The 18,670-nt window shown below is 29.1% G+C and carries 20 protein-coding genes; 12 read left to right on the top strand and 8 right to left on the bottom strand.

Translation table 11 applies throughout. The features are described from left to right. Positions 1–2 precede the first annotated feature (2 nt). On the bottom strand, positions 3–80 hold the full coding sequence (gene psb30, locus EV01_RS10080) for a photosystem II reaction center protein Ycf12/Psb30 (RefSeq protein ID WP_144010216.1): 78 nt from the start codon (positions 78–80) through the stop codon (positions 3–5). 82 nt (positions 81–162) lie between these two features. Here psb30 and EV01_RS0109095 point away from each other — a divergent pair, with 82 nt between their 5' ends. The 10 genes from EV01_RS0109095 (at position 163) to fmt (ending at position 9,625) form a co-directional block, all read left to right on the top strand. Continuing rightward, complete coding sequence (locus EV01_RS0109095; protein ID WP_032517157.1) at positions 163–510, top strand: YkgJ family cysteine cluster protein; 348 nt, start codon at positions 163–165, stop codon at positions 508–510. Then, a complete protein-coding gene (locus EV01_RS03020) occupies positions 507–833 on the top strand; it encodes a TMEM165/GDT1 family protein (RefSeq protein ID WP_032517158.1) in 327 nt (108 codons plus the stop codon). Before EV01_RS0109095 ends, EV01_RS03020 begins: the two co-directional genes overlap by 4 nt. After that, entirely contained in the window at positions 834–1,145 is a 312-nt protein-coding gene (locus EV01_RS03025; RefSeq protein ID WP_032517159.1) for a TMEM165/GDT1 family protein, read from the top strand. A gap of 72 nt (positions 1,146–1,217) precedes the next feature. Next, positions 1,218–3,440 (top strand): RNB domain-containing ribonuclease, encoded by a 2,223-nt coding sequence (locus tag EV01_RS03030; protein ID WP_032517160.1) that lies wholly within the window; start codon positions 1,218–1,220, stop codon positions 3,438–3,440. 67 nt (positions 3,441–3,507) lie between these two features. Next, positions 3,508–3,951: a hypothetical protein gene (locus tag EV01_RS03035; protein WP_032517161.1), complete on the top strand. Its 444-nt coding sequence runs from the start codon at positions 3,508–3,510 to the stop codon at positions 3,949–3,951. 59 nt (positions 3,952–4,010) lie between these two features. Continuing rightward, positions 4,011–4,577: a DUF2996 domain-containing protein gene (locus tag EV01_RS03040; protein ID WP_032517227.1), complete on the top strand. Its 567-nt coding sequence runs from the start codon at positions 4,011–4,013 to the stop codon at positions 4,575–4,577. 80 nt (positions 4,578–4,657) lie between these two features. Beyond that, a complete protein-coding gene (gene acsF, locus EV01_RS03045) occupies positions 4,658–5,830 on the top strand; it encodes a magnesium-protoporphyrin IX monomethyl ester (oxidative) cyclase (protein ID WP_032517162.1) in 1,173 nt (390 codons plus the stop codon). A 31-nt stretch (positions 5,831–5,861) separates the two neighbouring features. Then, the gene (locus EV01_RS03050) at positions 5,862–7,286 is read left to right on the top strand and encodes a TldD/PmbA family protein (protein WP_032517163.1); all 1,425 of its coding nucleotides are present in this window, start codon (positions 5,862–5,864) and stop codon (positions 7,284–7,286) included. A gap of 3 nt (positions 7,287–7,289) precedes the next feature. Beyond that, on the top strand, positions 7,290–8,642 hold the full coding sequence (locus EV01_RS03055; protein ID WP_032517164.1) for a TldD/PmbA family protein: 1,353 nt from the start codon (positions 7,290–7,292) through the stop codon (positions 8,640–8,642). Further along, positions 8,639–9,625 (top strand): methionyl-tRNA formyltransferase, encoded by a 987-nt coding sequence (fmt, locus tag EV01_RS0109090; protein WP_032517165.1) that lies wholly within the window; start codon positions 8,639–8,641, stop codon positions 9,623–9,625. The genes EV01_RS03055 and fmt overlap by 4 nt, the downstream gene beginning before the upstream one ends. Here the strand turns inward: fmt and EV01_RS0109085 are convergent. Further along, complete coding sequence (locus EV01_RS0109085; RefSeq protein WP_032517166.1) at positions 9,622–10,332, bottom strand: TerC family protein; 711 nt, start codon at positions 10,330–10,332, stop codon at positions 9,622–9,624. The two genes, fmt and EV01_RS0109085, sit on opposite strands and share 4 nt — an antisense overlap. Positions 10,333–10,405: 73 nt before the next feature. Here EV01_RS0109085 and mfd point away from each other — a divergent pair, with 73 nt between their 5' ends. Next, complete coding sequence (gene mfd / locus EV01_RS03060; protein ID WP_032517167.1) at positions 10,406–13,915, top strand: transcription-repair coupling factor; 3,510 nt, start codon at positions 10,406–10,408, stop codon at positions 13,913–13,915. Between the two features lie 71 nt (positions 13,916–13,986). Next, positions 13,987–14,148, top strand: a complete 162-nt coding sequence (locus tag EV01_RS09850; RefSeq protein ID WP_193741444.1) for a hypothetical protein — start codon at positions 13,987–13,989, stop codon at positions 14,146–14,148. Positions 14,149–14,610: 462 nt separating this feature from the next. Here the strand turns inward: EV01_RS09850 and EV01_RS0109080 are convergent, their stop codons facing one another. From EV01_RS0109080 to dapB, 6 genes are all read right to left on the bottom strand, one after another. Next, positions 14,611–15,198: a DUF4335 domain-containing protein gene (locus tag EV01_RS0109080; protein WP_413680940.1), complete on the bottom strand. Its 588-nt coding sequence runs from the start codon at positions 15,196–15,198 to the stop codon at positions 14,611–14,613. A 2-nt stretch (positions 15,199–15,200) separates the two neighbouring features. After that, positions 15,201–15,683 carry a DUF3038 domain-containing protein gene (locus EV01_RS09390; RefSeq protein WP_072013460.1) on the bottom strand — a complete coding sequence of 161 codons (483 nt, stop codon included), beginning with the start codon at positions 15,681–15,683 and terminating at the stop codon, positions 15,201–15,203. Positions 15,684–15,764: 81 nt separating this feature from the next. Next, the gene (locus EV01_RS03070; RefSeq protein WP_032517170.1) at positions 15,765–15,962 is read right to left on the bottom strand and encodes a DUF2949 domain-containing protein; all 198 of its coding nucleotides are present in this window, start codon (positions 15,960–15,962) and stop codon (positions 15,765–15,767) included. A 5-nt stretch (positions 15,963–15,967) separates the two neighbouring features. Beyond that, positions 15,968–17,122: a 2-octaprenyl-6-methoxyphenol 4-monooxygenase gene (locus EV01_RS03075; RefSeq protein ID WP_032517171.1), complete on the bottom strand. Its 1,155-nt coding sequence runs from the start codon at positions 17,120–17,122 to the stop codon at positions 15,968–15,970. Positions 17,123–17,141: 19 nt separating this feature from the next. Further along, a complete protein-coding gene (locus EV01_RS03080; protein WP_032517172.1) occupies positions 17,142–17,783 on the bottom strand; it encodes a hypothetical protein in 642 nt (213 codons plus the stop codon). A gap of 1 nt (position 17,784) precedes the next feature. Continuing rightward, positions 17,785–18,633 (bottom strand): 4-hydroxy-tetrahydrodipicolinate reductase, encoded by an 849-nt coding sequence (gene dapB, locus EV01_RS03085; protein WP_032517173.1) that lies wholly within the window; start codon positions 18,631–18,633, stop codon positions 17,785–17,787. Positions 18,634–18,670: the final 37 nt, after the last annotated feature.

Genomic DNA, 18,670 nt, shown 5'->3' with positions numbered 1-18,670 from the left:
TTTTATTTACGGTAAAACACAAGAGCAATTATTGCTGGTCCTGCTAACGCAACTACAGCCAAAGGAATAAGGGTCGCCATGATTAATTAATATGTTTTGTGATACTATTTTTACAAATAAATGTTGAAACTGTACTGATACGTTACAAGATTGAATTAAATTATGAAATCATGGACATGTATAGAAAATTGCGGGGCTTGTTGTAAATTCGACTTGATCGAAAGAAGCGATTTGTCAGACAAGCTTAAAAAAGAAGATATAGCTTTGATAAATTCGATGACAGCTAAAGACGGTTGGTGCAAAAACCTGGACAGAGAAAATAAAAAATGCTTAATTTATGAAACCAGACCACATTTTTGCCGGGTAAATGAATTTTCAACTGCATTTAAAGGATATTTGAAATCTGGTGATAAATTTTTAATAGATTGCTGCAAACAACACATTTCATCAAATTATGGGCCCCAAAGTAAAGAGATGAAAACTTTTAGAATTGCTGTTTCAGGAAAATGAATAGTAAATTAGAGAAAAAAGAAAACAATTTAGAAAAAAGTTTTTTTTCAATATTTATAACGACTTTTACAACAATTTTTATTGCTGAACTTGGCGATAAAACTCAGATAGCCACATTAATGCTTTCTGCTGAATCAGGCAAACCAATAATTGTTTTTCTTGGAAGTTCTCTAGCATTAATAAGCTCTAGCATAGTAGGAGTTCTTATTGGTAAATGGGTATCAAAAAAAATATCTCCAAACAAATTCGCTTTATCTACTGGTGCTTTAATGATATTGATAAGTATATTTTTAGCTTATGAAACTCTCAAAAATTATTTATAAATGGTTTTAAGTTTATTACTATCAACATTTCTAACCGTTTTCATAGCTGAATTAGGTGACAAAACTCAATTAGCTACTTTAACTATAAGCGGCACTTCAAATAAACCATTAGCAGTTTTTCTAGGATCCTCTTCCGCACTTGTTTTTGCAAGTTTATTAGGAGCTTTAACAGGTGGTTCAATTTCAAGTTTTTTACCAGAAGTGGTTCTTAAGTCAATAGCTTCCATTACATTTTTTATCATTGGTATTAAGCTTTTTATCAACTCTTTCACCATCGAAAAAGAAGAAAAAGAAGAGAAAGAAAATAATTAGTTTTAAGCTTGGAGAATAAGGTGTAATAATAAAGTGTATACACCTAAATTAATTTATAATTTCATTAAGATCATGTTCTCATCATCTTCAATAATTGATAATATTAATCAGTCAGAAGGGTTAGAATATAAAAAATTATGCAGACTATTAAAAATCACCAAGAAATCTGATAAGGAGAAACTAGATATTGCTTTAACAGCTCTAGAAAAACTTGAAATAATTAATAAAAATAAAGATGATGAATATACCTGCATAAAAGATAATGATCATTTTGTCGCCAAAATAAGATGTAGTAGCAAAGGGTATTGCTTTGCTGTAAGAGGAAAAGACAAAGAAGATATCTACATTAGAGAAAATCTACTTAACTACGCATGGAATGGAGATAAAGTTTTAGTAAGAATAATAAAAGAGGGTTATAGAAGAAGATCGCCTGAGGGAATAGTTGATTGTATTCTAGAAAGATCAAATCAAATACTTCTTTCTAAAGTTGAAATTATAAACAATGATGTATATGCAATCCCAATAGACGATAGGATCCTTTCTAAAATTAAACTTCCTAAAGAGAATAAAAAATTCACTTTCAACCCAGACAATAAGAATATAGTAAAAGTTGAAATTGATAGATTTCCTATCGGTCAAGAAGAAGGATTAGGTCATGTGATACAAGAACTAAATCTAAACAATAATGAGAAATATGATACAGACTTTGTTTTATCTAAAAGCAATATTGTTAAATCATACAATTTAAATCATATTGAATCAAAAAAAATAGAACAAAGAGAGAGGATAGATCTTACAGATAAAAACTCATATTTATTCTCAAGTTGGAATTCTAATAATTCTCCAATGCTCCCAATGATTCAAATAGAGCAGGGAAAAAATGAAAGTACTAAATTATGGATACATACAAATAATCTTGCAGAAAGAGTAGACCTAAATAGTAAAAAATCTCTAGAAATATTATTTAAAGGCTTTGAATCATTACCCTTATTAAATGATTGGCAAAACTACCTTAGTGAAGCCATAAGAAATGATTCTGAATTTAAAGTTGGTGAAAAGAATGAAGCAATAAGCCTCTGTGTGCATTTAAATATTGATAATGAAATAATTGATTGGTCATTCCATCTTACTTTAGTTAAATGCACTCTTATTGTTGGAAGTGATCATACTGAAGCGCTTTTATCTAGAAAAAGTAAATCAAGGATAACCTCTCGTGTACTAAAACCTATAAAGGAATATATCGATGATTTAGATAAAATACTTGAAATTTCATGTTCATTAAGACAAAAACATCTATTGGAGGGTAAGGTTGAAATTCCTGCGCCAGTTAATAAAATTGAAGGACTAGAAGAATTTTTTATTCACAACCCAGCTGAATATTCAAAAGGATATTTTGAATCATTAAATAAAGAAGATTGCCAAACTTACCTTTCACCAATACTATATGAAGCTAATTTAATATGGTTCAAACATTCAAATCAATATGGTTTAAAAAGTGCAGGATACATCTCAAATGGAATAGATTACATTAATGCAAATGAAATCATCAAATATTCAGAATTTATTGATAATGATATAGAGCTTAATGAAGATGGCAATTTGACATTTAGTCAAGTAATTAAATTATGTGGTGATGATAATAAAAAAAGAATTTTACATAAACTTCTAATTAATGAATTTAACGACAATGAAATAAGGTTGATATCTAAAAATCCTGATAATGATGAATCAGAAAAATTATTTATTTCTCCATGGACAATTCCTGGATTTGACTTTACAAATCTTATAAACCAGTACAGTATTTTTAATATGATAATTAATGGTAAGAAATCAAAGAAAAATAATATAAATGCAATTAATATATCTGAAAGAAAGTCATTAGACTTAGTAAATTGGGATATATTTAATTCACCAATATTAAAGAATCTAGAAATATTATTTAACAACTTTGTAATAGATAAACTTAATGATTCCAAGTACAAAGTTAACCAATACAAATCTAATATAATTAATATAAAAAAAGTAAGAAAAGCAGAAAAATTACTAGGTAATACATATAGTGGGTTTATATTATCAGTGCAAACATACGGTTTCTTTGTTGAGATATCAGAACTAAATGTAGAGGGTTTAGTACACGTCAGTACTCTTAATAATGATTGGTATGAATATAGATCAAGGCAAAATTTATTGATTGGAAGAAAATCTAAAAAATCATATAAAGTGGGAGATTCAATAGAAGTAAAAATAATAAAAGTCGATATTCTCAAATATCAAATTGATTTAGAATTAACTTAAATAAATTTTTTACAAAATATATTATGGAAATATTAACCAAAAATATTTAAGATAACTTTTTATAATTATGTTTAAGAAAAAATATTTACTTTTAACTTATTTATTAATAATTATTTTTCAAATTTTACTATATACAAGTAATAATCAGAAGACTTCATTTAGATACTTTAAATGGACTCTCCAGGATGTAAGTATAGGTAAGTTAATCAGTATTTCGTTTTTTTCTGGTTTATTTGTAAGCACTTTATTGAATACAACAATTACTAGTACTAATTTCAGAAAAAAAACTCTCGAAAATGTGGAAGATGATTTTGAATTTAATAATAATGATGAAGAAATTGAACCAAACGTTGAGATGCCGCCACAAAGGGATATCAGAGAAACTCAACCAACAATTTCGGTTAATTACAGAGTAGTCAAAAATATGAATGATAATAATGCAAAAAAAAATCAAAGTTATTCAAGTCAAGATCCTGAAGATGACTGGGATAATGCAGATAATGATTGGTAGAAAAATAAATTAATTAAAAAATGTTTTTTTAATTTATAATGGGAAAAATAGTTTTTTTTATGGAAGAAAATTTAGACAAAAATAATGAAGTAAATAAAGAAATATCTGACAACACTACTAAATCAAACTCTGAGGAAATAAAAGGACCAAAATCAGAAAAAGTTATCAATATGGACATAAGTAATGATGATTCTGCTACTAAGGTTCTTAATAAAAATAAAATTAATACTCCCGAAAAACCTATAACCAAACCCAAAAAAGAACTCCCAGTAGAGAAAAAGCCTTTCCAAGAATTTATTAACATACACCTAATTCCTTCACTTACTAAAGAAATTAATCAAAGAGGATTAGAAATAAATAATATTAACCTCACAAATACAAACAGACCTATTGCTGGAGATAAATGTTGGGTAATAAATTGTGAAATTAAAGATACATGCAACTTTTGGTTATCCTTTGAAAAGGATGACATTAGTTCATTAAAAAGTATCTCCATATCAAAACCTAATCAAAAACCAAGTATTATTGAATCTTTTCTTATTGACGAAAAAAGGATTACCCTAAAATTAATTATTTCAAGAGTACTTCAAAGATTGAATGGGCAAAAGTTAATTGGAGTTAATTAGAAAAACAATAACACCAAGTTAACTTTTCCCTCGAAAATACAAATCATAGTAAATAATAGTATTAATCAACCGAATAAAAAATGGCTCAATCAACTGTTGAATCAAAAAATAAAAAAGATATTAATAATGGGAAGATACCAGCAAAAGAAACAATTTTGTCCCCAAGATTCTATACAACAGACTTTGAGGCTATGGAAAATATGGATTTATCAATAAACGAGGAGGAATTGGAAGCTATATGTGAGGAATTTAGGAAAGATTACAATAGGCATCATTTTGTAAGAAATAGTGAATTTGAAGGCGCTGCAGAAAAATTAGATCCTGAGACAAGAGAGCTTTTTGTTGATTTTCTCGAAGGAAGTTGTACTTCAGAATTTTCAGGTTTTTTACTTTATAAGGAACTCAGTAAAAGAATTAAAGTCAAAAACCCTCTACTTGCTGAGTGCTTTGCTCATATGGCCAGAGATGAAGCAAGACATGCAGGTTTTTTAAATAAATCAATGAGCGACTTTGGACTTCAGTTAGATTTGGGTTTTTTAACAGCCAATAAAGATTACACTTATTTCCCACCAAGAAGTATTTTTTACGCTACTTATTTATCTGAAAAAATAGGTTATTGGAGATACATAGCAATTTATAGGCATCTCGAAAAGAACCCTGATAGCAAAATTTTTCCACTATTTAATTACTTTGAAAATTGGTGTCAAGATGAAAATAGACATGGAGATTTCTTTGACGCATTAATGAAAGCACAGCCACGTACTGTTAAATCGTTAAGCCATAAAATTACCATTGGCGGCTCTACTTTTACACACCCATTATTTGATTACTTCCACAGGTTTAGATATTTTTTGAATAATCTCCCATTAACATCCAAGTTATGGTCTAGGTTCTTTCTATTAGCTGTATTTGCAACTATGTATGCAAGAGATTTGGGAATTAAAAAAGATTTCTACAGTTCTTTAGGTTTAGATGCCAGAGATTACGACCAGTTTGTTATTAATAAAACAAATGAAACTGCAGCTAGAGTTTTCCCAGTAGTAATGGACGTTTATGATAAATCTTTTTATGGAAGATTAGATAAAATAGTAGAGAATAATAAGGTTCTTTCTGATATAGCAAACAGCGATGGAAATAAAGTATCTAAAACTTTTAAAAAATTACCTAAATATTTATCAAACGGTTACCAGTTATTAAGACTATACTTATTAAAACCTCTTGATAGCAAAGATTTCCAACCTTCGATTAGATAATCTTTTATAAAGAGAAGATTTATAAACTCATATGCTTTCGTCACAAATCAAATCAAATGAACTAGTTTTTGGTAGTTGCAATAAAGAATTATTAGAAGAAATTATTTTCTATGGAATGGAGCTTGGTGCCGATTTTGTAGAAATATTTATTGAGAATACTGATAATTCGAGTGTGCTAGCTGAAGAGGATTTCATCACAAGTGTAAGTCCATCATTTGGAAAGGGTGCCGGTATTAGAATCTTCAAAGGCAAAAAGGACGGATTTGTAAGTACAAATGACTTAACAAAGCATGGCTTGATGAGATCGGTATCTCAAGCTATTGAGATGTTAGACATAACAGACTATAAAAGAAAAGAAGTATTTAACGGTTTAGATAAATTCAGGGACTATAGTTTATCCAAGAAAAAATGGATATCTGAAGTACCATCGATTCATGAGATTAGTGAAAAACTATTGCTTAGCACTAAGTCTTTAAAAAAAAATAATAAAATAATAACTAGAAAAGGCAGTTACTCAAGAAATCTGCAAGAGGTAATTATAGCCTCCAGCGACGGAACCTATGCCTCTGATATCAGGTTGCATCAAACAGTAGGACTTAATGTAATTGCAAGTGATGCCCAATATAGATCTAGTGGCAGCAGAAGATTTGGATCATCAGGAATGCCTAATGAATTTAGATTGTGGGATCACGAACAAGCAGCTAATGAAGTGTTTGAAAGTTCAATGAATATGTTGTATGCCGATTATGTTGATGCGGGTCAAATGCCTGTTGTATTAGCTAATAAATTTGGTGGCGTTATTTTCCACGAAGCCTGCGGTCATTTACTTGAAACTACTCAAATAGAGAGAGGAACAACACCATTTGAGAATAAATTGAATGAAAAGATTGCACATGAATCTGTAACAGCAATAGATGAAGGGATATCAGAAGGATCCTTTGGTTCATTATCAGTAGATGATGAAGGTATGGAACCCGAAAAATCGGTTCTTATAAAAAATGGAATTTTAAAAAAATTCATATCTGACAGGGCTGGTGAATTAAGAACTGGCCATAAAAGAACAGGAAGTGGAAGAAGACAAAATTATTCTTTTGCTGCAGCCTCAAGAATGAGAAATACTTATATCGCTCAAGGTAAGCACTCGAAAGAGGATTTAATCAATAGTATTAGTGATGGTCTTTACTGCAAATCAATGGGTGGCGGCAGTGTAGGTGCTACAGGACAATTTAATTTTGCGGTAGAAGAAGGATATCTTATTAAAAATGGAAATTTAACTAATCCAGTAAAGGGAGCAACTTTGATTGGTGAGGCTAAAGAAGTTATGCCAAAAATATCAATGTGTGGAAATGACCTCGAATTGGCTCCTGGATTCTGTGGATCCATTAGTGGAAGTGTCAACGTAACTGTTGGCCAACCTCATATTAAGGTTGATTCAATCACTGTTGGCGGGAGATAGAATATGAATTCAAGAGAAATTACAACTCAAATCTCAAAAGCTGCAGATTTCCTTAATCTTAAAAAGTGGGACTATGGCGCGAGCTTTTCTAATGATTATTCTGTGCAAGTAGATAAAGGTGAGGCTAAACAACTTAAGGCATCACAAAAGCAAATTTTAACTTTAAGAGTTTGGAACGAATCTAATTTAGTTGGTATTACAACAACAAGTGATATCAGTGAATCTGGTATTAAAAAGGCACTAAATCAAGCGAATATTGCATCTGATTTTGGCAACAAGAATGAGAGAACAGAATTCTCACCACTAGCCAAGGATCATATTGAAGTTAATAACGCAGAAAAAAGAAATCCTGTTGGAATTAAAAAATTACTTACACTCTTAAGAGAAGCAGAAGTAAAACTATTAAAAAGCCATGAATCCATAAAATCTGTTCCTTATAATGGTCTTTCTGAGAGTTTTTATGAGAGAGTTTATGCAAATAGTGATGGTGCCTTTCGGAGTTATACAAAAAGCCAAGCTGCACTTTATTTATATGCAAGAGCAGAAGAGAAAAATAAGAAACCTCGTAGTTCAGGTTCTGTAAAACTTGGATATGGAGTTGAAGATATAGATATAGAGTCGTGTATTAAAGACGCATGTAATAAAACAATTTCCCATTTAAATTACTCATCCATTAAAACTGATAAATATTTAATATGTTTTTCCCCACAGTCTTTTTTAACGATCATTAATGCCTTTAGTTCAATGTTCAATGCTAGAAGCATTTTAGATGGAGTCAGCTTATCTAATAAAAATTCTATTGGAGAGAAGCTTTCTACTAAAGCACTTAATATTTATGATGATGGTCTGCATGAAAAGAATATTTCTTCATCACCATTTGATGGAGAGGGAACTCCTACCAAAAAACTATGTTTAATTAACAAAGGGAGAATTGAAAATTTTATACATTCAGAATCAACTGCAAGAATATTTAAAACAATCCCTACAGGCCACGCTGGACTAGGATCAAAAGTCTCAGTATCTCCTGATTGGATTGTAGTTGAGAAATCAGAGGAAAACTCAGATCTGAAAACATCATTAGATCACTCTACCTATGAGGGAGAATTTGTTTATATCGAAGAATTAAATGCAATCCATGCAGGTGTCAGAGCAAGTCAAGGTTCATTCTCTCTTCCATTTGATGGATGGCTCTATAAAAACGGTAAAAAAATCTCAATAGAATCTGCCACTGTAGCAGGGGATATTAAATATCTTTTGAAAAATATAGTAAATATTGAATCAAGCCAAGAGGTAACAATAAGTGGAATTTCTCCACATATATGGGTAGATGAATTATCAATAACCGGTGACGCGTGAGAATTGTATTCTGGGGAACACCTGAATATTCAATTGCGAGCCTTAATATTTTTATTAAATCTAAGCACGAGGTAATTGCAGTAGTTAGCCAACCGGACAAGAAAAGATCTAGGGGAAATAAATTAATATCCTCTCCCGTTAAAAGCTTTGCCGAGCAAGAATCCATAAAAATTTATACTCCTGCAAAAATCAGGGACAATACACATTTCATAAATGAACTTAAATCACTATCTTGCGATTTATTTATTGTTATAGCTTACGGGAAAATTTTACCCAAAGAGATATTGGAAATCCCAAAATTTGGTTGTTGGAACGCACATGCATCATTACTTCCAAGATGGCGTGGCGCTGCTCCAATCCAATGGTCACTATTAAAAGGCGATGAATTTACTGGTGTAGGAATTATGAAAATGAATGAGGGACTAGATACTGGCGACTTATTATTAGAAGAAAAAATTAAAATTGATAATGAAGATAATTTAAATACACTATCGGAAAAACTCAGTATATTATCTGCAAAATTATTTTTAAATGCTACATCACTAATCGAAGAAAATATAAGAAAAAATACTAATTTTCAATTAACAAAACAAGATACTCTTGTTAGAGAAATTACTTACGCAAGAATGATTGAAAAATCAGACTTTAAAGTTGATTGGGGTATTGATGCAATTAAAATTTCTCAAAAAATAAAAGCCTTATATCCACGAGTAAATACAACTTTTAGAGGTAAGAACCTAAAAATACTTAAAATCAAAGTTTTGATTAGTAATGAAATTAAAAATGAAAAATACCTTTTAATGAGCAATAATTCAAGACCAGGTATTATTCTTGCTGTAATAGAAAATGAAGGAATAATAATTTCAACTAAAACTGATCCAATTATTTTGTTAGAAGCAAAGCTTGAAGGCAAAAACATTTCTAGCAAAAAGCAATTGATACAACAGTTAAAGCCATCAGTAGGTGAATATCTCTCAGATTAAGTTTTAGATTCTTTTTTAGAGAATCCCCAAATGAAAGCAAAAAGAATCAAAATATAAAAATAATAGTCTGGAAGAATAGATTCTTTAATTAACGTATTTAGTAAAAGCTTAATCCCCACTATTAAAATTGCTACGTAACCAGCTGTTTCTAATCTAGAAAATATATCCAGAAGTTTTAGAAAAATCCCAGATGTAAATCTTAAGGCTAATACTCCAATCACTGCTCCAAATATAATTAAAATATATTGATCGCTGATAGCCACTGCAGTAGTGATACTGTCTATGGAAAATGCAAAATCAGTAATTGAAAGAAGCGCTACAACCCGCAAGAACCTAAAATTATTTTTATTATTATCTGTCCCATTTTCAGCGTTTTCTATATCTGAATTAAAAAAAACATTAGAGAAGAATAAGTATATTAAATAAAAACCTGCAAAAACTCTAATAAAAATAAACTTTAGAAGAACATTAGATAATATGATGAGAATAATTCTAAATAATAAAGATATTGTTATACCAATATTTAAGGCTCTTGACCTTAATTCTGTACTGTCTAGGGATTTAGTAAGAGAAGCTAGTGCGACCGCATTATCTGCCGATAATAGTAATTCTAGAGCAATTAATATTGGTAAAAGTGTAAAGATTTCGTACCAACTGTCTACCTGATCTAGTGTGGGTATAAAAGAATTTATTGCGGCTGAATCCATCAAATATTATTCACAATCAGTATAAAATCTAATATAATGTATCGGATATTTGTAATCAAGATTGATAATATAAATGAGTTTAAATACTTTAGTTGATTATATTTCAAACTCACAGATTACTTCTGAATTAATAAAAAGAATTTCAAAAAATAATGAACTAAATATTGTTGGTTCAAGTAGATATGCAAAATCAATAATCATAGATAGCATGGCAAAAAAAGAAGAAAAAAATATATTATTAATTTGCCCTAATGTAGAAATTGCATACAAATGGATTGGTTATTTTGAAAGTATAGATGATAAAGAAGTTTTATATTATCCTCCAACAGAGCATCTACCATACGCTTCAATTAATAAATCCAAAGAGATTGAATTTAGTCAGCTTACTGTTTTATCCAAATTAATAAAAAAAGAGAAAAATGAATTTAATATTGTTATATCAACAGAGAGATCACTACAACCTCATCTAATAAATAAAAACTTGTTAATTGAAAACAAGTTATATTTGCAAAAAGGATTTCAAATCGAGATTCAAGAATTAGCAAATAAACTTTCGTTGCTTGGTTATACGAAGGACAATGTAACTTCAACAGAAGGATTCTGGAGTAGGAGAGGGGAAATAATAGATATTTATCCTGTCAATAATGAGTTTCCTATAAGGTTGGAATTTTTTGATAATGTAATTGAGAAAATAAGAGAATATGATCCCCAGACACAGAAAACATTAGAAAGTATCAATAATATTGAAATAATACAGGCTGGATTTGATTTGCTAATAAAAGATAAGTTAAATAATTTATCTAAGGAAGGTATTTTTAATTCAGAAGATACAAATAAAAATAATCTTGATCGTTATTTAGGTATAATTGAAAAAAAACCCTCAAATATAATAGATTTTATAAATAGGGAGACAATTGTTGTAATTGATGAATTAGAAGATTGTAAAAAATTTGCAAATAATTGGTATCTAGATTCAGAAAGTAATTTTGATAATTCTGTTAATGAATTAAATGAGAACCTTAAAAATAATGGCATTAATTTAGAGGCCAAAAACAATTTGCATTTAAAGTTTGACGAAATATTAAATTCAATAGGAAATTTTAATTTAATAAAATTTTATGAATTTGAATCGAAAGTCAATGTTGATAATAGGTTTTTGTTAAACGATAAAAGATTAAATTCATACTCTAAAAATATAGGAAAATTATCCAATGATATAAATAAAAACACAAAAAATAATGAGAAAGTATGGATATTATCAGCACAACCATTAAGAACTAGGACTTTACTTTTTGAGCACGAATGTAATACAAATTTCTTAAACAATCCAAATGATATTGATGAAGCATCTAAGTCAATTAATAATTCAACTCCTTTAATTTTAAAAAATAAGAACAATTATGAAATCGAGGGATTTTATCTTCCGATATGGAAAGTTGTCCTGATAACAGATAAGGAACTATTTTCACAACAATCTCTCTTTAATAATGTATTCATAAGAAGAAAAAAAAGAAGTGTCAATTCAAATATAAATGTAAATAAGATTAGTCCCGGTGATTTTATAGTTCATAAAAATCATGGAATAGGAAAATTTTTAAAAATAGAAAAAATAAATATAACTGGAGATTCAAGAGATTATTTAGTCATTCAGTATCAGGATGGGAAGATAAGTGTTGCCGCTGATCAACTTGGTAGTATCAACAGATATAGATCAAGCGGAAAAATAAAGCCAAAAATAAATAAATTAGGAGGGACAGAATGGGAAAGAATAAAAGATAAAAATAAGAAACAAATCAAAAAAGTTGCTGTCGATATTTTAAAACTTTATGCAAAGAGAGAAAAATTAAAGGGGCACATTTACCCAGAAGATGGTCCTTGGCAAAATGAATTAGAGGAATCATTCCCTTATCAACCAACTCCTGATCAAATTACTGCTGTAGAAGAAATAAAATCTGATATGGAAAGCGATAAGCCAATGGACAGGCTAGTTTGTGGAGATGTAGGATTTGGCAAAACAGAAGTAGCTGTTAGGGCTATTTTTAAGGCTATAACATCAGGAAAACAGGTAATATTATTAGCGCCAACAACAATACTAGCTCAGCAACATTGGAGAACAATAAACAATAGATTTTCTCCTTACCCAATAAAAGTATCATTACTCAATAGATTCAAAACCGTTAATGAAAGAAAGGAAATCTATGCAGGCTTGAAAAATAATAAAATTGATTTAGTTGTAGCAACGCACCAAATTTTAGGAAAAGAAATAGATATTAAAAACTTAGGATTACTTGTTATTGATGAAGAACAAAGATTTGGAGTAAGGCAAAAGGAGAAAATTAAAAAAATCAAGACCAACATAGACGTTTTAACTCTATCGGCAACTCCAATCCCAAGGACTCTTTATATGAGCTTATCTGGACTAAGACAAATGAGCTTACTAAATACTCCTCCTCCATCAAGAAGATCAATAAAAACATATTTATCTGAAATAGATATGGATGTTATAAGAACAGCCATTAATCAAGAACTTGATAGGGGAGGTCAAATTTTTTATGTTCTTCCAAGAATTTCTGATATTGATCAAGCTGTAAACAAATTAAAAAATATGTTTCCAAGCTTAAAATTTATTGTTGCTCATGGGCAAATGAACGAAACAGAGCTTGAAAATGCAATGATTGCTTTTAATAATGGAGAAGTAGATCTAATGATATGCACAACGATAATTGAAAGTGGATTAGACATTCCTAAAGTAAATACAATTATTATTGAAGATTCTCACAAATTTGGCCTTTCACAACTTTATCAACTTAGAGGAAGAGTTGGTAGAAGCGGTGTACAAGCCCATGCTTGGTTATTTTATCCAAATATAAATAAAATTAATGATGCTGCAAAACAAAGATTGAAAGCTATAAAAGATTTTTCAGAACTAGGAAGTGGATACCAACTAGCAATGAAAGATATGGAAATAAGAGGTGTTGGTAGTTTACTAGGAGAAGAACAAAGTGGAAAGGTTAATGCTATTGGATATGATTTATATATTGAAATGCTCCATGAGGCTATTTCAGAAATCAGTGGGCAAGAAATACCTGAAGTTAACGACACTCAAATTGATCTACCAATAAATGCATTTATACCTGCAACATGGATATTAAACAGAGAAGAGAAGCTTGAGGCATACAAATCTGCTACTGAATGTTCAAATAATGATGAATTAACTGAATTAGCTACAGACTGGGTGAATAGATATGGAAACTTACCCAAACCTGTTGAGTCTTTAATTATGTTAATGAGACTAAAATTACTAGCTAAAAAATGCGGTTTTAATAAGATCAAGCTCAAAAAGCCAAACATCGTGATTGAGACAAAATTAAAAAATTCTACATTTAAAATTCTCAAAGATTCTTTGGCGAGTAGTGTTCAAAATAAATTTAATTTTGATGAAGGCGAACAATTATCAATCATCACGATAAGGGGTTTAGGTGCAACTGAAATTCAAAATCAAATTGATCAACTAATTTTGTGGTTCGGATCTTTTGAAAGAGAAATAAAGAATTTCGATAAAGAACTTATTAAAAGAGTATAAATTATTAAATAATTATTTAAAATCCGCGAAACAGTTTGATTTCGGTTAGGTTTGTAGAAATTTTTTATTTTATGGGTGAATACATAGACGTCGGAATCCAATCTTCGATTTTACCCTTATCAATAATTCTTTCATCCATTTTATTAGGCATATTTGCATTATTTGGCGAAGAAACAGAAAATGATGATGATGATTCTGACTCAGGAAGTGGAGGCCTAATGCAACCTATTTGAAACTATTTATAAATAATTTTTTTAGACTTTCTCTTTGAGATTCTAAATAACCTATAAAAAGAACCAAACAGTAATATAACTGCAGTAAAGTAAGAGGCAAAAATAAAAATCACCAAAAATATCTCGTATAGATATGAAAAGAGATCAATTAATAATAAAAAAGACTTATTAAATGTCGAAGGTAAATTTTGTAGCAGCAAATTTTTATTAGGAATTAAATAATTTATATAAACTAAAAAAACACCCAAATTAAACAAAAGGAAAGATTCAGTAAAAAGCCTTCTTTTGGATTTTCTTCTTAAGTTTAATTTTTTTTTAAAAATATATTTTTCAGATTTAATATTTAAATTTGGGATGTTTAAATCTGCCATACATCAAAGTTCAAAGAATAAATTTAAATTACTCTGAAAAGAAATAAACCTATAGTATCGTGCTTGTATCCAAGATGCTAATGACTCCTTTTTATGGATTGATTAGTTCTTTTTTTTCTATCTTTTCAAAAGGATTAGCAAAATAAATAAAAGAAGAAGAGAAAAGAATTAAAGAGCAAATTGCAATAAATGGTGGCATAAAGAAATTTAAGAATTTAACTTTTTTATTTGATCCAAATCCTAATTTTTGAGGAGTGTTATTAGGAATATCAGTTTTTTTTATTCTTACTTTTGGAGATTCATTTAACTGATCAAAACAATTTATGGTATCTGAGAGCAATGAATTACCAATCTTTAAAATTAAAGGCTTTACATTTGGTTTAGAGCTCTTGAGAACAATATTATGTATGTGAAGATTGTCAGCTTTTATATCAATTAATTTAGACTCAAATAGAGGTATTTCGTTTTTTATTAAAAGATTAGAATAAATATAAAAAGCATTCATAATAGGTCCCAAATGCTCAACTTTACCTTCAATAAGAGGTTTATCAATTATGGTTAATTTCCATTGAGAAATTATAGATATTTGATCTTTATTTTCATTATTAGAATAATCTGGTAATCCGATTATTTCTAGACTTACAGAAGATTGATGGAATGACAATTTATTTTGCATCATATTTAAAAATAATGTAAAAAATTCTTTAACTTTTGATAACCCTGATTTGAAATGCAAAATGATAAAGTAAGCAAGGATTTTATTATGATTTCATCATTTTCAGCTTGATTTAAAAGCTTTTTCACTTTCATACTATCCATATTAAATCTCTCTTTAATTAACTCAATAAATCTCCCATTAAAATCATTCCAAACAACTGAATTCTCCTTAAAATCTTCTCTAGATTTCAGTATCTCTCTAATGTAGGGATATAAATATTTAGACATTTCAACTGTAATTCTAGTTAAGGCATCGAATTCGCTATGTTTAATGTTGTTACCAACAAAAGATTTTCTCAATGGATTATTGTTTCTTAATTTCCAAATAGTAACTTTATTTGGTATTGCATTATTTAAATTAAGTTTATTTGATAATGCATAAAAGGATTGTATGCCATTTAAGTCGATAGTTTCTAAAATTAATAATAATAAATCAAGTTTCTCTATAGATTTTCTTGATACCTGATTTCCGCTTGTGAAAACTGTAATTGTTCTTTATTAAAATATGTACTTATTATAACAGAATTATTAATCCATTTTTTGAAATAAAAATGAATATAACCTATCCAGTTCTTCAATAGTTAGCATTCCATAACTCCATAATAATATTGGTAATGGAGTGTTATTTTTTATCGATAATTTTATACCAAGTTCAATAGAGGACTCATCTAAACCTACTACATTAAATAAATAAATTATCATTTCACTTGATACATAATTATTCATGAGTTCTATTTAATACTTGAGTAAATTAGAGATTTAGTCATTTGATTAAGGACTAGTTTTCTTATAAAAAGAAAATTATTTAAAAGTAAAAATGAAAATTTCCTCATTGGAAATAAAAAAAGGTTTTTATTAGCGAAAATTGATATCAATGAGTCAGTAATAAAAATAGTGACGATAATATCTAAAATTCTGCTTGATACATATTTAAATTTAAACAAAAACAATTGCATTTTAGTAATAGCATTATTTTCATTAAAAATATCAAAAATAGTATTAACGTCTCTCCAACAACTATTTAGGCCCTGACCACCAACAGGATGGAATGTATGAAATGCATCTCCTACAAAAACTGATTTTTTAAAATTTAAAACTGGTAAATTCAAAGATAATGTAACAGGAAAAATATTACATTCACCAATTATTTCATCCAACTTAAATTCATCAGGCAAGATAGTTGATAAATTATCCATTAAAAAATTCTTATCAGAATTTAACCTATCAATAGCCTTTAATGTACTGGAAGTCCAAATTACCTGATATAAGTTTTTTTCTAAAGGTAATAATGCAAGTGGACCCTCTTTCCTAAAAATTTCATAAGCACGATTTTCACAATGACCTCTAAGAGAAACTTTAAAAGTTAAACAAGACTGGCTATAAGATTTTTTTATATCTACAAAATTCAACAATTTTTTATCAATTGAGTTTGCTCCTGTAGAAAGGAATTGATAATCAAATAATATATTTTTACTTAACAATCTCTGTGGCGTCATAAAAAAAATATTTTCATAATTACCAACTTCCTGAAAAAATACGTTCATAAGATCTGAATGTTTTACTACCCAGCCAATATTTTCAGCAGAACTTATATCATCATCTAAGTCAGAAGTTGATAAGTTGGTCAAAGAAGAAGTTACGCTATCTGAAATCGAAAGAGTATCAAAGCCAAATAAAAATGGTTCTAATTTTTCCCAAAGTCTGAATTTAGATAAGATTTTTTTTGTTGAGTGAGTAATTGCATAAGTTTTATCTTTATCAATTAATCTATCTTTTGTTAATAAATCAGTTAAAAAAATATTGCAATCAAATTTTGAGAGTGCAATTGAAAGCAATAAACCTGTGGGACCAGATCCAACAATTTTAAAATTGAATTTATTTTTCATCAGATAATATAAATATCAACTATCCGTTCAAATAAATATAACAAATTTCTTCAAATGCTGGTCTTAATAAATAAGGGTACTCACCAACCCATAAGTTAATTTCAGGAAGCCAAGCATCGGACAAATAAAAATCTCTGTCAAAATTACGATTATCAGATGTTAATAAACATCTAATACTCGAACCAACTCTAATTTGACTGTGCTTATTTTCCATGGGAAAACTTATTTTTTCCAAATACCCATCTTCATCTTCTAATTCAAGTACTAGCCAAGTCCTTTTATTTTCGATAACTTCTAATCGACCTTGCCTATTTGATTGTTCCCTTGAACTTTCTATCTTTTCTGTTTTATAGATATCTGATACATAACCATCAAATATAGAAAAAAATTTATATTTTCTTAATTGCAAATTTTTTCTACTTGATTCAAGAATTGGGCCCCAGATGACATACAAAAAGAAAGCGACGCAAAGCAATAACCAGAAATTATTTGTTTGATCTCCTGTCGAACTAATGATTAATGAGATAAATCCACCAATTGAAGAAACTATTACTCTTTGAAGAATTTTTCTTGGATTTCCCAAAGTATACTTAAATTGACCTCCAGTACCCACCGCAGGAATAAGTTTTGAAATTTGATTTGAATTAATTGGAATAAGCATTTTAAAAAATCAATTTTTCAAGTCCGTAAACCAAAGTTTCATAATTACCTATTTTTTTAATAGCCTGTAAAACACCTGGCATATATGCCTTTCGATCAATAGTGTCATGCTTAATTGTATAAGTTTCACCCGGAGATCCCATAATTACTAACTGATGTGCTAGTAATCCTGGTAATCGTACAGAATGTATATTGATACCTGAATCTCTGACCCCTCCACGCACACCTTTCAATGACTCAGACTCATTCACTAAACTCTGATTAAATTTCTTTGGATATTCTTCAATCATTTCTGCAGTTTTTATACAAGTCCCACTAGGAGCATCAGCTTTTTGATTATGATGCATCTCAATTAATTCAATATTGTCATAAAACCTTGCGGCTACAGATGCTGCCTGCTGAAGAAGAACCATTCCTACTGAAAAATTAGGAATTATTGCACAACCAACAGATGCCTTCTGAGCAAAATCAGACAATTCTTTTATTTGAGAAGAAGAAAGTCCTGTAGTTCCTACCACAGGTGAAATACCGTATGCAATAGCTGATCTGGTATTTTCATATACAGACTCAGGATGAGTAAAATCAACCAGAACTGGTTTGATATTTTCATTTCTATAATTTTGACTAACAGAACATAAAGTTCCTTCAAAATCGGTAGAAACAAAAACATCACAATTTTTTACCTTCAATAATTCAGAAATATTTGAGCCATTGTTCTTTTCATTTATGTCAATTGCTGCAACAAGTTCACAATCTGTAGAATTTAATACTGTATTCACAACTTCGCTACCCATTCTGCCTAAAGCTCCGGATACTAGTACTGGAATAGGTTTTTGAGAATTTTCAATCATTTTTGTAAAAAATTTTTTTTTAAAGGTTGTTACACGC

Origin of the sequence: Prochlorococcus marinus str. MIT 9401, assembly GCF_000760095.1 — a bacterium.
Lineage (GTDB): Bacteria > Cyanobacteriota > Cyanobacteriia > PCC-6307 > Cyanobiaceae > Prochlorococcus_A > Prochlorococcus_A marinus_I.
This window is presented reverse-complemented; position numbering and strand designations above follow the sequence as displayed.

Excerpts from the sequence above, each read along its gene's own strand:
- EV01_RS0109085 (WP_032517166.1), bottom strand. The coding sequence starts at position 10,332 with ATGGATTCAGCCGCAATAAATTCTTTTATACCCACACTAGATCAGGTA.
- EV01_RS03035 (WP_032517161.1), top strand. The coding sequence starts at position 3,508 with ATGTTTAAGAAAAAATATTTACTTTTAACTTATTTATTAATAATTATT.
- EV01_RS03030 (WP_032517160.1), top strand. The coding sequence starts at position 1,218 with ATGTTCTCATCATCTTCAATAATTGATAATATTAATCAGTCAGAAGGG.
- acsF (WP_032517162.1), top strand. The coding sequence starts at position 4,658 with ATGGCTCAATCAACTGTTGAATCAAAAAATAAAAAAGATATTAATAAT.
- EV01_RS0109080 (WP_413680940.1), bottom strand. The coding sequence starts at position 15,198 with ATGATGCAAAATAAATTGTCATTCCATCAATCTTCTGTAAGTCTAGAA.
- EV01_RS03055 (WP_032517164.1), top strand. The coding sequence starts at position 7,290 with ATGAATTCAAGAGAAATTACAACTCAAATCTCAAAAGCTGCAGATTTC.
- EV01_RS03020 (WP_032517158.1), top strand. The coding sequence starts at position 507 with ATGAATAGTAAATTAGAGAAAAAAGAAAACAATTTAGAAAAAAGTTTT.
- EV01_RS0109095 (WP_032517157.1), top strand. The coding sequence starts at position 163 with ATGAAATCATGGACATGTATAGAAAATTGCGGGGCTTGTTGTAAATTC.
- EV01_RS03080 (WP_032517172.1), bottom strand. The coding sequence starts at position 17,783 with ATGCTTATTCCAATTAATTCAAATCAAATTTCAAAACTTATTCCTGCG.
- dapB (WP_032517173.1), bottom strand. The coding sequence starts at position 18,633 with ATGATTGAAAATTCTCAAAAACCTATTCCAGTACTAGTATCCGGAGCT.
- mfd (WP_032517167.1), top strand. The coding sequence starts at position 10,406 with ATGAGTTTAAATACTTTAGTTGATTATATTTCAAACTCACAGATTACT.
- psb30 (WP_144010216.1), bottom strand. The coding sequence starts at position 80 with ATGGCGACCCTTATTCCTTTGGCTGTAGTTGCGTTAGCAGGACCAGCA.
- EV01_RS03070 (WP_032517170.1), bottom strand. The coding sequence starts at position 15,962 with ATGAATAATTATGTATCAAGTGAAATGATAATTTATTTATTTAATGTA.
- EV01_RS03075 (WP_032517171.1), bottom strand. The coding sequence starts at position 17,122 with ATGAAAAATAAATTCAATTTTAAAATTGTTGGATCTGGTCCCACAGGT.
- EV01_RS09850 (WP_193741444.1), top strand. The coding sequence starts at position 13,987 with ATGGGTGAATACATAGACGTCGGAATCCAATCTTCGATTTTACCCTTA.
- EV01_RS03050 (WP_032517163.1), top strand. The coding sequence starts at position 5,862 with ATGCTTTCGTCACAAATCAAATCAAATGAACTAGTTTTTGGTAGTTGC.
- EV01_RS03040 (WP_032517227.1), top strand. The coding sequence starts at position 4,011 with ATGGAAGAAAATTTAGACAAAAATAATGAAGTAAATAAAGAAATATCT.
- EV01_RS03025 (WP_032517159.1), top strand. The coding sequence starts at position 834 with ATGGTTTTAAGTTTATTACTATCAACATTTCTAACCGTTTTCATAGCT.